Raw genomic sequence first — 13,573 nt, 5'->3', positions numbered from 1 at the left:
TGCGGAGACTGAATATGGCTTATCAGTTCGACTTTCTACCGGTGGTGCACAACACCGACCTGCTGCTGCGCGGTGCGCTGTTCACCCTTGAACTGACGGCCATCGGCGCGGTGCTCGGGGTGAGTCTGGGCATCGTCGGGGCGCTGGTGCGAGCGTGGAACATCCGTCCGTTCGCCGGCATTTTTGGGGTTTACGTCGAGTTGATCCGCAACACGCCGTTTCTGGTGCAGTTGTTTTTCATCTTCTTCGGCCTGCCGTCACTGGGGGTGCAGATTTCGGAATGGCAGGCGGCAGTGCTGGCGATGGTGATCAATCTGGGCGCCTATTCCACCGAGATCATCCGCGCCGGCATCCAGGCGATCCCTCGAGGACAGCTGGAAGCTGCCGCCGCGTTGGCGATGACCCGTTTCGAAGCGTTCCGCCACGTGGTGCTGCTGCCAGCACTGGGCAAGGTTTGGCCGGCATTGAGCAGCCAGATCATCATCGTCATGCTGGGTTCAGCCGTCTGCTCGCAAATCGCCACCGAAGAACTGAGCTTCGCCGCCAACTTCATTCAGTCGCGCAACTTCCGCGCCTTTGAGACCTATGCCCTGACCACACTGCTCTACCTGTGCATGGCGCTGCTGATCCGCCAGTTGCTGAACTGGATTGGTCGCCGTTTTATCGCAAGGAGCAGCAACCAATGAGCGATTTCACCTTCTGGGACGTCGTACGCAACCTGCTCACGGGCCTGCAATGGACCCTGGCGCTGTCGCTGGTGGCATTTATCGGTGGCGGACTGATCGGCTTGCTGGTCATGGTCATGCGCATCTCGAAAAAATCCCTGCCGCGCAATTTCGCCCGCACCTACATCGAACTGTTCCAGGGCACGCCGCTGTTGATGCAGCTGTTTCTGGTGTTCTTCGGCGTGGCGTTGGCGGGGATAGAGATTTCGCCGTGGATGGCGGCGGCGATAGCCCTGACGCTGTTCACCAGCGCCTACCTGGCGGAGATCTGGCGTGGTTGCGTCGAATCGATCCCCAACGGCCAGTGGGAAGCTTCATCAAGCCTGGCGCTGAACCCGCTGGAGCAACTGCGCTACGTGATCCTGCCGCAAGCGCTGCGAATCGCCGTGGCGCCGACCGTGGGCTTCTCGGTGCAGGTGGTCAAAGGCACCGCCGTCACCTCGATCATCGGCTTCACCGAACTGACCAAGACCGGCGGCATGCTCGCCAACGCGACCTTCGAACCGTTCATGGTCTACGGCCTCGTGGCCCTCGGTTACTTCCTGCTCTGCTACCCCTTGTCCCTCAGTGCGCGCTATCTGGAAAGGAGACTGCATGCCTCTGCTTAGAATCTCGGCCCTGCATAAATATTACGGCGACCACCATGTGCTCAAAGGCATCGACCTCAGCGTCGAGGAAGGTCAGGTGGTAGCGATCATCGGCCGCAGCGGCTCGGGAAAATCCACCTTGTTGCGCACCCTCAATGGCCTGGAATCGATCAACGACGGCGTGATTGAAGTCGACGGCGAATACCTCGACGCCGCCCGTGCCGACCTGCGCAGCTTGCGACAGAAAGTCGGAATGGTGTTTCAGCAGTTCAACCTGTTCCCGCACCTGACGGTCGGCGAGAACGTGATGCTCGCACCGCAAGTGGTACAGAAAGTGCCGAAAGCCAAAGCGGCCGACCTTGCGCGGGAGATGCTGGAACGGGTCGGGCTGGGGGAAAAATTCGATGCCTTCCCGGATCGGTTGTCTGGCGGGCAGCAACAGCGGGTGGCGATTGCCCGGGCGCTGGCGATGTCACCGAAGGTCTTGCTGTGCGATGAAATTACCTCGGCGCTGGACCCGGAATTGGTCAATGAAGTGCTGAGCGTGGTCCGGCAACTGGCCAAGGAAGGGATGACGTTGATTATGGTCACCCACGAGATGCGTTTTGCCCGGGAGGTTGGGGATAAGTTGGTGTTCATGCATCAGGGCAAGGTGCATGAGGTGGGGGATCCGAAGATTCTGTTCGCCAACCCGCAGACCACGGAGTTGGCGAATTTCATTGGCACTGTTGAAGCGACAGCCTGAAAGAGCCTCAGTGTCTTTAATGCCCTCATCGCTAGCAGGCTAGCTCCCACAGGGGTACGCATTCCAATGTGGGAGCTAGCCTGCTAGCGATTGACCGCGCAGCGGTCACCGACTTTCCTGCGTCGGATCAAGGCTTTGAACACTGCGCGTTGGCGGCAGCGTTTGATCGTGGCACGATGTCGAGGTTATCGACCGAGACCCCCTGACCATGCCGCAATCCCAAGCCAAGAATCTGTCCCTGATCGCCGCAATCGACCTGGGCTCCAACAGCTTTCACATGGTCGTGGCCAAGGCCCAGAACGGCGAAATCCGTATTCTCGAACGACTCGGGGAGAAGGTTCAGCTGGCCGCCGGCATCGACGATGAGCGTCAGCTCAGTGAAGAATCCATGCAACGCGGGCTCGATTGCCTGAAGCGTTTTGCCCAACTGATCAACGGTATGCCGCCCGGCGCCGTGCGGATCGTCGGCACCAACGCCCTGCGTGAAGCCCGTAACCGTGGCGAATTTATCCGCCGCGCTGAAGAAATCCTTGGCCACCCGGTGGAAGTCATCTCCGGCCGTGAAGAAGCACGCCTGATTTACCTCGGCGTCTCCCACACCCTCGCCGACACCCCGGGCAAACGCCTGGTAGCCGACATCGGCGGCGGCAGTACCGAATTCATCATCGGCCAGCGCTTTGAACCACTGCTGCGCGAAAGCCTGCAGATGGGCTGCGTCAGCTACACCCAGCGCTATTTCAAGGATGGCAAGATCACCCCGGCCCGCTACGCCCAGGCGTACACGGCGGCGCGGCTGGAGATCATGAGCATCGAACACGCCCTGCACCGGCTGACCTGGGATGAAGCTATCGGCTCCTCGGGCACCATTCGTGCGATTGGCCTGGCGTTGAAGGCTGGCGGTCATGGCACGGGCGAGGTTAACGCCCAAGGCCTGGCCTGGCTCAAGCGCAAGCTGATCAAGCTCGGCGACGTCGAAAAGATCGATTTCGAAGGCATCAAGCCTGACCGTCGGGCGATTTTCCCGGCGGGACTGGCAATTCTCGAAGCGATTTTCGATGCCCTCGAACTGCAACGCATGGACCACTGTGAAGGCGCCCTGCGCGAAGGCGTGCTCTATGATCTGCTAGGCCGCCATCATCACGAAGACGTCCGTGAGCGCACCCTTAGCTCGCTGATGGAGCGTTATCACGTCGACCTGGAACAAGCGGCGCGGGTTGAGCGCAAGGCGTTGCATGCTTTCGATCAAGTGGCTGAGGATTGGGAGCTGGATGACGGGGTCTGGCGTGAATTGCTCGGCTGGGCGGCCAAGGTCCATGAAGTGGGCCTGGACATCGCTCACTATCAGTATCACAAACACGGCTCCTACCTGATTGAGCACTCGGACCTGGCCGGGTTCTCCCGCGAAGACCAGCTGATGCTCGCGCTGCTGGTGCGCGGCCACCGCCGCAATATTCCCCGGGACAGGTTTGCCGATTTCGGCGATGACGGCATCAAGCTGATTCGCCTGTGCGTGCTGCTGCGCTTTGCGATCCTGTTCCATCACATCCGTGGCACCCAGGAAATGCCCCAGGTCGTGCTGCACGCCAACCGCGACAGCCTTGATGTGCAGTTCCCGGAAAACTGGCTGGACGAAAACCAGCTGACCCAGGCCGACTTCGCCCTTGAAGCGGAGTGGCTGACCCGCGTCGGCTTTGTGCTTAACGTTCGCTAACACCACCCCTGTGGTGATGGGATTCTGTGGCCAGGGGGATTTATCTGTGGCGAGGGGATTTATCCCCGTTGGGCTGCGAAGCGGCCCCGAAAACTACCACCTCGGTGCATCAGGCAGACCGCATCCACTGATTTCACGACTGCTTCGCAGCCGAACGGGGATAAATCCCCTCGCCACAGCTACCCCCCCCTGGCCACAGATAAATCCCCTCACCACAGTTATGTAGCCACAAACAAAAATGGCGATCCGCAGGGATCGCCATTTTTTATTACCCGACGTTTGCGTTAACGAACGGCGAGGATCGGGCTGCCCAAACGCTCCAGCAAAGTCGCCTGCGCGCTGCGCGGGTTCTGGTTGCCGGTCGGCGTGTTGCGGATGTAACGACCGTCCGCCTGCAGGCTCCAGCTGTGAGTGTTATCGGTGAGATACAGCTCCAGCTCTTTCTTGACCCGCATGATCAGCTTCTTGCCCTCGACCGGGAAGCAAGTCTCGACGCGCTTGTCGAGGTTGCGCTCCATCCAGTCGGCGCTGGACAGGAACATCTGCTCTTCGCCGCCATTGAGGAAGTAGAAGACCCGGGTGTGCTCCAGGAAACGCCCGATGATCGAGCGCACGTGGATGTTGTGGGAAACCCCGGCAATGCCCGGACGCAGGCAGCACATGCCGCGCACCACCAGATCGATACGCACCCCGGACTGACTGGCCTTGTACAGCGCGCGGATGATCTTCGGATCGGTCAGCGAGTTGAACTTGGCGATGATGTGCGCCGGTTTGCCGTCCAGGGCGAACTGGGTCTCCCGGGCAATCATGTCGAGCATGCCCTTCTTCAACGTGAACGGCGCGTGCAGCAGCTTCTTCATGCGCAGGGTTTTACCCATGCCGATCAGCTGGCTGAACAGTTTGCCGACGTCTTCGCACAAGGCGTCATCCGAGGTCAGCAAACTGTAGTCGGTGTACAGACGGGCGTTGGCCGCGTGGTAGTTGCCGGTCCCCAAGTGGGCGTAACGGACAATCTCGCCGGCCTCGCGACGCAAGATCAGCATCATTTTGGCGTGGGTCTTGAAGCCGACCACGCCGTAAATCACCACCGCACCGGCCGCTTGCAGACGGCTGGCCAGTTGCAGGTTGGACTCTTCGTCGAACCGCGCACGCAATTCGATCACCGCAGTGACTTCCTTGCCGTTACGCGCCGCATCGACCAACGCATCAACGATTTCCGAGTTGGCGCCGGAGCGGTACAGGGTCTGACGAACCGCCAATACATGCGGGTCCTTGGCCGCCTGGCGCAGCAGGTCGACCACCGGGGTGAAGGACTCGAACGGGTGCAGCAGCAGAATGTCCTGCTTGCTGATCACGCTGAAGATGTTCTCACTGTTTTGCAGCAGTTTCGGGATCTGCGGGGTGAACGGCGTGTATTGCAGCGCTCGCTGACTGTCCAGACCAGTAATGCTGAACAGGCGGGTCAGGTTGACCGGACCGTTGACCTGGTACAACTCGGTCTCGTGCAGGTTGAACTGCTTGAGCAAGTAGTCGGACAGGTGTTTCGGGCACGTGTCGGCCACTTCCAGACGCACCGCGTCACCGTAGCGACGGGAGAACAACTCGCCGCGCAGGGCGCGGGCCAGGTCTTCCACATCTTCGGTGTCGACGGCGAGGTCGGCGTTTCGGGTCAGGCGGAACTGGTAGCAGCCCTTGACCTTCATGCCCTGGAACAGGTCATCGGCGTGCGCATGGATCATCGACGACAGGAACACGTAATTATCGCCAGCGCCGCCCACTTCTTCCGGCAACTTGATGACGCGCGGCAGCAAACGTGGCGCCGGGATGATCGCCAGACCGGAATCGCGGCCGAAGGCGTCGATACCTTCGAGCTCGACGATGAAGTTCAGGCTCTTGTTCACCAACAATGGGAACGGATGCGTCGGGTCGAGGCCGATCGGGGTAATGATCGGCGCGATCTCGTCGCGGAAATAGCGGCGCACCCAGGTTTTGATCTTGGTGGTCCAGTGACGCCGGCGGATGAAGCGGACCTGATGTTTCTCCAGTTCCGGCAACAGAATGTCGTTGAGGATCGCGTACTGGCGGTCGACGTGACCGTGTACCAATTCGCTGATGCGGGCCAGGGCCTGATGCGGTTGCAGGCCATCGGCGCCGGCCTGTTCGCGGGCGAAGGTGATCTGTTTCTTCAGGCCGGCCACACGAATCTCGAAGAACTCGTCCAGGTTGCTGGAGAAGATCAGCAGAAACTTCAGCCGCTCCAGCAACGGGTAGGACTCATCCAGCGCCTGCTCCAGCACGCGGATGTTGAACTGCAGTTGCGAGAGCTCGCGATGGATGTACAGGCTGCTGTCATCCAGGCCGGGAATGGCAATCGCTGGCGCCGCTACAACGGGCTCGGCCACCGCCGCAGGTGGAGCAGGCTCCAGTTCCGGCGGGGTTTCGGCGATTTGCTCCATCACAGGTTGAGCATCTTTTACGGCAACTTCAGTGAGCACTTCGGTATTCATCGAATGTTCCTGGGAGGGCTATTTTTGCTCTCGTAACAATTGAGCAGCACGGACGGCAAAGTAAGTCAGGATGCCATCAGCGCCTGCACGTTTAAAAGCGGTCAGGGATTCGAGGATAACCCCTTCGCTCAACCAGCCATTCTGGATCGCCGCCATGTGCATGGCATATTCACCGCTGACCTGATAAACAAAGGTCGGCACTTTAAATTCTTCTTTGACCCGGTAGAGGATGTCCAGATACGGCATGCCTGGCTTGACCATGACCATGTCCGCGCCTTCTGACAAGTCCGCCGCCACTTCGTGCAGGGCTTCGTTGCTGTTGGCCGGGTCCATTTGATAGGAGGCCTTGTTGGCCTTGCCCAGGTTCAGCGCCGAACCGACCGCATCGCGGAACGGGCCGTAATAGGCGCTGGCGTACTTCGCCGAGTAGGCCATGATCCGCACGTTGACGTGATCGGCCAGCTCCAGCGCTTCGCGGATCGCCTGGATGCGACCGTCCATCATGTCCGACGGGGCCACCACCTGAGCGCCGGCTTCGGCGTGGGACAGTGCCTGCTTGACCAGTGCGTCGACGGTGATGTCGTTCTGCACGTAACCTTCTTCGTCGAGGATACCGTCCTGGCCATGAGTGGTGAACGGGTCCAGGGCGACGTCAGTGATCACACCCAACTCCGGGAACCGGTCACGCAGGGCGCGGGTGGCGCGCTGGGCGATGCCGTTGGGGTTCCAGGCTTCGGCGGCGTCCAGAGACTTGAGCTCTGGTGGCGTCACCGGGAACAGCGCCAATGCCGGAATCCCCAGCTCGACCCACTTGGCCGCTTCTTCAAGCAACAGATCGATGGTCAGGCGCTCGACGCCCGGCATCGACGCCACCGCTTCGCGACGGTTTTCACCGTCCAGCACGAACACCGGCAGGATCAGATCGTCGACGGTCAGAATGTTTTCACGGACCAGTCGACGCGAAAAATCATCACGACGATTGCGACGCAGGCGGGTTGCTGGGAACAAACGGTTGGCGGGGGTAAAGCTCACGGCAGACTCCTGAGCCCGCGTTGGCGGGCGAGCGTGACAGTTATAAGCGGCCATTATGACGAAGACATGACAGTTGTGCTTAGCCCTGTGACACGTAGCCGCATTCCATTGTCCTTGTAGGAAATGTTCACGTCGAGACACATTTGGACACTTTCATGAATGATCACGAAGGGTTAGGCTGCGCGTTCATTTCGCCAGCATCCAGACAATGCTCCAACAATTTCTTCAGGAATTCGGCTACTTCGCCCTCTTTCTCGGCACGTTTTTCGAAGGCGAAACCATTCTGGTGCTCGCAGGCTTCCTCGCGTTCCGCGGATACATGGACCTCAAAGTGGTCATGATCGTGGCGTTCCTCGGCAGTTATGCCGGCGATCAGCTGTGGTATTTCCTTGGACGCAAGCACGGCCGCAAGTTGCTGGCGCGCAAACCGCGCTGGCAATTGATGGGTGATCGGGCGCTGGAACACATCCGCAGGCACCCGGACATCTGGGTACTGAGCTTCCGCTTTGTCTATGGCCTGCGCACGGTGATGCCGGTGGCGATCGGCCTGTCGGGCTATCCGCCAGGACGTTATCTGCTGCTCAACGGGATTGGTGCCGCGATCTGGGCCGCGGCGCTGGCTGCCGCCGCCTACCACTTCGGTGCAGTACTCGAAGGCATGCTCGGCAGCGTCAAGAAGTACGAGCTGTGGGTGCTCGGCGCCCTGCTGATACTGGGCTTTTGCCTGTGGCTGCGCCGACGCTTCAAGAACGCCCGTCTGGCGAAAAAGATCTACGCCGACGAGCAGGCCTTGAAAGCTGAACAAGCCAAAACCAACGAACCTACGACGCCAGTCGAGTGAAACGGTTTCTGCAACAGTAGAGACCGAGACCACTGAGCAGGCTGTAACTCAGCAGGCCGACCCAGCCTGCCGCGCTGGCCGGCCACAGCCCAACGACCGGCGCCAGCCACACCAGCGGCACATTCGACGCCAGGCGCAGCAGCTCAAGTTTCAGCGCCCACGGGCGATTCTCCAGGGCCACGCCCAACGTAAACAAACCCAGCGCCACGGCACTCCAGCCGAGCACCAGCGCGGCGGTTGGCAAACTCTGCTCCAGGTTCATCAAGTAGCTGCCCAGGGCGATGTAGACGCAGAACTGCAACACGACGTAAAGCTGCTGACGCCCATCCAGCGGCACCTCGAATTTACGGAACTGACTCAGGTCAGGCTTGTTCATCGGGTACCTGGCCGCCACATCCGCCGGCCGCCAACCGGTGCGCATGAACCAGATGCGCAGCTTGTCCCATTTGCTTTGCGCACGCCGCGCGTCATCCCACAACTGTGCGTAGAACTGCACGTTCGCCCACAACGGATTCCAGCTCGCGAGCGGCGTGGTCACGCCGAAAATCACCGGCTCGTTATCGTCCTCTTCCTGGAACGAGCCAAATAGACGGTCCCAAATAATGAACACCCCGCCGTAGTTGCGATCCATGTAGAGAGCGTTCTGTGCATGGTGGGCCCGATGATTGGACGGCGTGACAAAGAACCACTCGAACCAGCCGAGCTTGGGAATGTGTTTGGTATGCACCCAAAATTGGTACAGCAAGTTCAGCGAGGCGACGCTGATGAATACCAGCAGCGGCACGCCGAGCACGGCCATCGGCAGATAGAAAATCCAGCTCAACAGGAAGCCGGTACTGGTCTGGCGCAGCGCCGTGGACAGGTTGTAGTCCTCACTCTGGTGATGCACCGAATGCGCCGCCCAGAGGATGTTCCGTTCGTGGCCCATGCGATGCAGCCAGTAGTAGCAGAAGTCGTAGAGGACGAAGGCGAATACCCAGACCCAGACGCTGTCGGCCGAGAGTTCGACCAGTGCCAGGTGCTTGAGGGCAAACGCATACGTCACCAGGCCGACGCCTTTGGTCAACAGCCCGGTGGTGGTCGACAGCACGCCGGTGCTCATGCTGTTGATCGCGTCCGCTACGCGATAATTGCTCACCCCGCGCCAACGGTCGGCCAGCAGTTCGACGGCAATCAGCACAAAGAAAAACGGCACCGCATACAGAATGAAGTCCATGACGCGTCCTGATCGGAATCTTGAGGACAGATCCTAGGTGTAGCCGCGATTTAACCCTATGGCAACGAGTGACAAATTAGTGGACATTTAACGCCATGAATCTGGAGAAAAGCCCATGAGCAAAAAAATTGCAGTGATCCTATCCGGCTGTGGCGTGTACGACGGCGCCGAGATCCACGAAAGCGTGATCACCCTGCTGCGTCTGGACCAGCGGGGAGCTCAGGTGCAGTGTTTCGCACCGAACATCACGCAGTTGCATGTGATCAATCACCTGACCGGCGAAGAAATGCCCGAGTCGCGCAACGTGTTGGTGGAATCGGCGCGGATCGCCCGGGGCAACATCAAGGATATCCGCGAAGCGGACGTGGAAGACTTTGATGCGCTGATCGTTCCCGGCGGATTTGGATCGGCCAAGAACCTGTCGAACTTTGCCGTCGAAGGCGCCGGATGCAGCGTTCAACCTGACGTCCTGGCGTTGACCGAAGCGTTCGCCGAGGCCGGCAAGCCGGTCGGGCTGATCTGCATCTCGCCGGCACTCGCGGCGAAAATCTATGGACCGGGCGTGACCTGCACCATCGGCAACGACGCCGATACCGCCGCCGCCATGAACAAGATGGGCGCTACACACGCCGACTGCGCGGTAACTGACATCGTTGAAGACAAGGCGCGCAAACTGGTCAGCACCCCGGCGTACATGCTGGCGCAATCGATCAGCGAGGCAGCGTCAGGCATCAACAAACTGGTAGACCGCGTGCTAGAACTGACCCACGAAGACGACGCCTGACATAGTTCAGTGTGGGAGTGAGCCTGCTCGCGATAGCGATCTAACCGTCGACATCAATGTTGAATGTGCCGACCCCATCGCGAGCAGGCTCGCTCCCACAGGGACCGCCGTCATGCTTAAGACTTGCGCGATAGCCGCGTGAGTATCCGGTCCAGCGCATTGGCAAACGCCTGCTTCTCGCGCTCGCCAAATGGCGCGGGCCCGCCGCTCATCTGCCCCTGCTCACGTAGATCGGTAAACAGGTTACGCACCGCCAACCGATCGCCCATGTTCTGCGCATCGAACTCTTTACCCCGCGGATCCAGCGCCGCAACGCCCTTTTTCACCAGACGGTCGGCCAGCGGCACATCGCTGCAGATCACCAATTCTCCGGGGACCGCGTGTTCCACCAGGTAGTCGTCGGCGGCATCCGGACCACTTGGCACTACGATCAACTTCACCAGCGCCAGACCCGGCTTGATCTGCGGCTGTCCGGCCACCAGCACCACTTCGAACTGGCGCTTGAGGGCGAACTTCACCACCAGATCCTTGGCCGCCCGCGGGCAGGCGTCGGCATCGATCCAGACACGCATTGTGTTTTCCTCTTCCAAAAAAATCGCGAGCAGGCTCGCTCCCACAGGTTATACGCAATTCCTGTGGGAGCGAGCCTGCTCGCGATTGTGAGCGCAGCGAATGCTGTTAAGAAACCTGCACCCGCCGCTTCTCAGCTATCCGGCTACGGCTGTACAACACGATGATCGCAATAATCGCCACCGCCTGCGCACTCAGCGAATACGCATCAGCGTGGATCCCCAGCCAGTCGAAGTCAAAGAACGGCACCGGCCGGGTGCCGAAAATCCCGGCTTCCTGCAACGCCTTCACGCCATGCCCGGCAAACACCACCGACAACGCGCACAACAGACCGGCGTTGATACTGAAGAACAACGACAACGGCAATTTCGCCGAACCGCGCAGGATTACCCAGGCCAGACCCACCAACAAAACCAACGCTGTCGCACCACCCGCCAGTACCGCGTTATGGCCCGCTGGACCTGCCTGCAACCACAAGGTCTCGTAGAACAGAATCACTTCAAACAGTTCGCGATACACCGAGAAGAACGCCAGCGTCGCAAACCCGAAACGCCCACCGCCGCCTACCAGGCTGCTCTTGATGTAATCCTGCCAGGCCGCCGCGTGACGACGATCATGCATCCACACGCCGAGCCAAAGCACCATGACCGCAGCGAACAACGCCGTCGCACCTTCCAGCAATTCCCGTTGCGAGCCGCTGACATCGATCACATACGCTGCCAGCGCCCAGGTCCCCAGACCGGCCAGCAGCGCCAAGCCCCAACCGACGTTGACGCTGCGCACCGCCGATTCCTGGCCGGTATTGCGCAGGAACGCGAGGATTGCCGCCAACACCAGAATCGCTTCCAGGCCTTCGCGCAACAGAATCAACAAACCGGAGAGGTAGCTCAGGGACCAACTCAAGCCATCGCTGCCCAGCAGGCCGGCGGATTCCTTCAATTTGGCCTTGGCCGCGTCCAGACGCTGCTGGACCTGAGCCACCGGCAAACCGTCCTGCAACGACTGCCGGTAAGCCATCAGCGATTTCTCAGTGTTTTTGCGCACGTTGGCATCGACGTTATCCAGAGAACTTTCGACCAGTTCGAAGCCCTCAAGATAAGCCGCCACCGACAGGTCATAGGCCTGATCGTGATCACCCGCACGATAGGCCGCGATGCTCTTGTCCAGGGTCGCGGCGGTGTAGTCGAGCAACTGTGCCGGACCACGCTTGACCTGCGGCGGTTGCGCTCGCTGCGCACGGAAGGTCGCCGCCGCTTGCGGCCCCTCGGCGATTTGCACTTCTGCGGGAGTCTGACGGGCCAGGTCGGCGATGTTGTAGGTCTTCTCGGCTTTTGCAGCAGCCGGATCGGCGCTGAAACTGGCGATGTAGGTTGCCAGGTCCCAACGCTGACGATCGTCCAGCTGGTCGGCGAAGGCCGGCATGTCGGTGCCTTCGACACCGAGGCCCAGAGTGCTGTAGATCGCGTAGAGGCTCAGGTGATCCAGCCGCGCCGCATCACGCAGATTGGCTGGCGGCGGCGTCATGCCGACGCCCGCCGGGCCATCACCTGCGCCCGCGTCGCCGTGGCACACCGAGCATTGCTGTGCGTACAGCGGCGCACCACGGCTCGGGTCGGGGGTAATCACTGGAGCCTGACTGACTTCATAAGCCACCGCCAGCTTCGCCCCAAGTTGCCGCGCCTGACGGGCGACGTCCGCACCGTCTTTGCGAGCAGAGATTGCACTGCGCAAGTCGCTGACGCCCTGCTCCAGCTCCGCGCGTTCGGGCCTGGCCGGCAATCCGCTGATCAGGTCTTGCAGAACCCCGAGAAACTCCAATTGTTCGCGGTATTCCGACTCATCAATGACCTTGCCGGCCTGGACCGTTACCGGGTAATCGGCGCCAATGTAATCGAGCAAATGCAGCGCCTTTGGCGCGCCTTCCGCCGTTTCGGCCAGCGCGTTGAAGCTGCAAAACGCAATCACAGGCAGCACTAGCCATGACAGAAAGCGGGAGGAGGCAATCATGAACGAATCTCAAATGGAAATACGAAGTAACACATTGTTCACTCCCAATGCGTTTCACTCAAGCTTTGTTGGTATTTCCTGCACGACAGCGTGCAAAGTCAGCGTGTCTAGCCCTGAAAAACAGATCAGAAGGTGTAAACCTTGTTCAGGACGGGACAGCGACAAATAAAAAAGGCGACCTGAAAAGGTCGCCTTTTTTGTGCCTGGCGATTTTACACCACTGCTTTGCGGAGGGTCGCCATGAATGCCGCCGCACCAATGAACAGCCCGGCAAACGTGCGGTTCATGCGTCTCTGCTGCTTGGGCGTGCGCAACATCCGCAGCACCTTCGATGCCAGTCCGGTGTAGCCGGCCATGACGATCAGGTCGACGCAGATCATGGTCACACCGAGGATCAGGTACTGCGCCACCAGCGGCGCATGTGGATCAATGAATTGCGGCAGCACCGCGAGCATGAACACCAACGCCTTGGGGTTGCTGACGTTCACCAGGAAACCCCGGAACACCAGCGCCAGCGGCTTGCCGATTTGCCGGACGGCCGCGTCGTCGCTCATGTCATGGGGCAGCGCACGCCATTGCTTGACCGCCAGGTAAACCAGATAGGCCACGCCAAACCATTTGATCGCGTAGAAAGCGGTGGCCGACGCCGCGAGGATTGCACCGACACCGGCGGCGACAATCGCAATCTGTAACGCCAGCCCCAGTTGCAGGCCCAGGGCGTTCCAATAACCGCGCCAGAAACCGTATCGCAGACCGCTGGACATCGACGCAATGGCGCCGGCACCGGGAGACAGGCTGATCACCCAGCAGGCGGCAAAAAACGCCAGCCATGTTTGAAGCACCATCGC

Annotated in this window: 12 protein-coding genes; 6 read left to right on the top strand and 6 right to left on the bottom strand. The window is 60.2% G+C overall.

The genetic code is table 11. The features are described 5' to 3' along the window. The first annotated feature begins 14 nt into the window (after positions 1–14). The 4 genes from IB252_RS12880 to ppx all read left to right on the top strand — a co-directional run bounded on the left by IB252_RS12880 (position 15) and on the right by ppx (position 3,768). Positions 15–686: an amino acid ABC transporter permease gene (locus IB252_RS12880; RefSeq protein ID WP_111448347.1), complete on the top strand. Its 672-nt coding sequence runs from the start codon at positions 15–17 to the stop codon at positions 684–686. Beyond that, on the top strand, positions 683–1,333 hold the full coding sequence (locus IB252_RS12875) for an amino acid ABC transporter permease (protein ID WP_192408991.1): 651 nt from the start codon (positions 683–685) through the stop codon (positions 1,331–1,333). The genes IB252_RS12880 and IB252_RS12875 overlap by 4 nt, the downstream gene beginning before the upstream one ends. Then, on the top strand, positions 1,320–2,057 hold the full coding sequence (locus tag IB252_RS12870; protein WP_192408989.1) for an amino acid ABC transporter ATP-binding protein: 738 nt from the start codon (positions 1,320–1,322) through the stop codon (positions 2,055–2,057). Before IB252_RS12875 ends, IB252_RS12870 begins: the two co-directional genes overlap by 14 nt. Before the next feature lie 208 nt (positions 2,058–2,265). After that, positions 2,266–3,768 carry an exopolyphosphatase gene (gene ppx / locus IB252_RS12865; protein WP_111448344.1) on the top strand — a complete coding sequence of 501 codons (1,503 nt, stop codon included), beginning with the start codon at positions 2,266–2,268 and terminating at the stop codon, positions 3,766–3,768. Between the two features lie 284 nt (positions 3,769–4,052). Here ppx and ppk1 read toward each other — a convergent pair whose 3' ends face one another. Next, positions 4,053–6,224, bottom strand: coding sequence for a polyphosphate kinase 1 (gene ppk1 / locus IB252_RS12860; protein WP_412548169.1), 2,172 nt, complete (start codon positions 6,222–6,224; stop codon positions 4,053–4,055). A gap of 69 nt (positions 6,225–6,293) precedes the next feature. Beyond that, positions 6,294–7,307 (bottom strand): porphobilinogen synthase, encoded by a 1,014-nt coding sequence (gene hemB, locus IB252_RS12855; RefSeq protein ID WP_192408985.1) that lies wholly within the window; start codon positions 7,305–7,307, stop codon positions 6,294–6,296. A gap of 208 nt (positions 7,308–7,515) precedes the next feature. Here hemB and IB252_RS12850 point away from each other — a divergent pair, with 208 nt between their 5' ends. Beyond that, positions 7,516–8,148 carry a DedA family protein gene (locus tag IB252_RS12850; protein ID WP_111448341.1) on the top strand — a complete coding sequence of 211 codons (633 nt, stop codon included), beginning with the start codon at positions 7,516–7,518 and terminating at the stop codon, positions 8,146–8,148. Here the strand turns inward: IB252_RS12850 and IB252_RS12845 are convergent. Further along, positions 8,129–9,364 carry a sterol desaturase family protein gene (locus tag IB252_RS12845; protein WP_192408983.1) on the bottom strand — a complete coding sequence of 412 codons (1,236 nt, stop codon included), beginning with the start codon at positions 9,362–9,364 and terminating at the stop codon, positions 8,129–8,131. The two genes, IB252_RS12850 and IB252_RS12845, sit on opposite strands and share 20 nt — an antisense overlap. A 115-nt stretch (positions 9,365–9,479) precedes the next feature. Between IB252_RS12845 and elbB the strand changes: the two genes are divergently transcribed. Continuing rightward, positions 9,480–10,148 carry an isoprenoid biosynthesis glyoxalase ElbB gene (gene elbB, locus IB252_RS12840; protein ID WP_192408981.1) on the top strand — a complete coding sequence of 223 codons (669 nt, stop codon included), beginning with the start codon at positions 9,480–9,482 and terminating at the stop codon, positions 10,146–10,148. A gap of 116 nt (positions 10,149–10,264) precedes the next feature. Here elbB and IB252_RS12835 read toward each other — a convergent pair whose 3' ends face one another. From IB252_RS12835 to IB252_RS12825, 3 genes are all read right to left on the bottom strand, one after another. Then, positions 10,265–10,720 carry a YaiI/YqxD family protein gene (locus tag IB252_RS12835; RefSeq protein ID WP_008076086.1) on the bottom strand — a complete coding sequence of 152 codons (456 nt, stop codon included), beginning with the start codon at positions 10,718–10,720 and terminating at the stop codon, positions 10,265–10,267. Positions 10,721–10,826: 106 nt separating this feature from the next. Then, entirely contained in the window at positions 10,827–12,725 is a 1,899-nt protein-coding gene (locus tag IB252_RS12830) for an FTR1 family protein (protein WP_192408979.1), read from the bottom strand. Positions 12,726–12,937: 212 nt separating this feature from the next. Further along, positions 12,938–13,570, bottom strand: coding sequence for a LysE family transporter (locus IB252_RS12825; protein ID WP_111448337.1), 633 nt, complete (start codon positions 13,568–13,570; stop codon positions 12,938–12,940). Positions 13,571–13,573: the final 3 nt, after the last annotated feature.

It is taken from the genome of Pseudomonas sp. PDM10, assembly GCF_014852295.1.
Taxonomy (GTDB): Bacteria; Pseudomonadota; Gammaproteobacteria; order Pseudomonadales; family Pseudomonadaceae; genus Aquipseudomonas.
Note: the sequence above shows the minus strand (reverse complement) of the source record. Positions and strands in the feature narration are given on the sequence as shown.

Bases quoted from the DNA above. Each gene is read 5' to 3' on its own strand.
- IB252_RS12880 (WP_111448347.1), top strand. From the start codon at position 15: ATGGCTTATCAGTTCGACTTTCTACCGGTGGTGCACAACACCGACCTG.
- IB252_RS12875 (WP_192408991.1), top strand. From the start codon at position 683: ATGAGCGATTTCACCTTCTGGGACGTCGTACGCAACCTGCTCACGGGC.
- IB252_RS12870 (WP_192408989.1), top strand. From the start codon at position 1,320: ATGCCTCTGCTTAGAATCTCGGCCCTGCATAAATATTACGGCGACCAC.
- ppx (WP_111448344.1), top strand. From the start codon at position 2,266: ATGCCGCAATCCCAAGCCAAGAATCTGTCCCTGATCGCCGCAATCGAC.
- ppk1 (WP_412548169.1), bottom strand. From the start codon at position 6,224: ATGGAGCAAATCGCCGAAACCCCGCCGGAACTGGAGCCTGCTCCACCT.
- IB252_RS12850 (WP_111448341.1), top strand. From the start codon at position 7,516: ATGCTCCAACAATTTCTTCAGGAATTCGGCTACTTCGCCCTCTTTCTC.
- IB252_RS12845 (WP_192408983.1), bottom strand. From the start codon at position 9,364: ATGGACTTCATTCTGTATGCGGTGCCGTTTTTCTTTGTGCTGATTGCC.
- elbB (WP_192408981.1), top strand. From the start codon at position 9,480: ATGAGCAAAAAAATTGCAGTGATCCTATCCGGCTGTGGCGTGTACGAC.
- IB252_RS12835 (WP_008076086.1), bottom strand. From the start codon at position 10,720: ATGCGTGTCTGGATCGATGCCGACGCCTGCCCGCGGGCGGCCAAGGAT.
- IB252_RS12830 (WP_192408979.1), bottom strand. From the start codon at position 12,725: ATGATTGCCTCCTCCCGCTTTCTGTCATGGCTAGTGCTGCCTGTGATT.
- IB252_RS12825 (WP_111448337.1), bottom strand. From the start codon at position 13,570: ATGGTGCTTCAAACATGGCTGGCGTTTTTTGCCGCCTGCTGGGTGATC.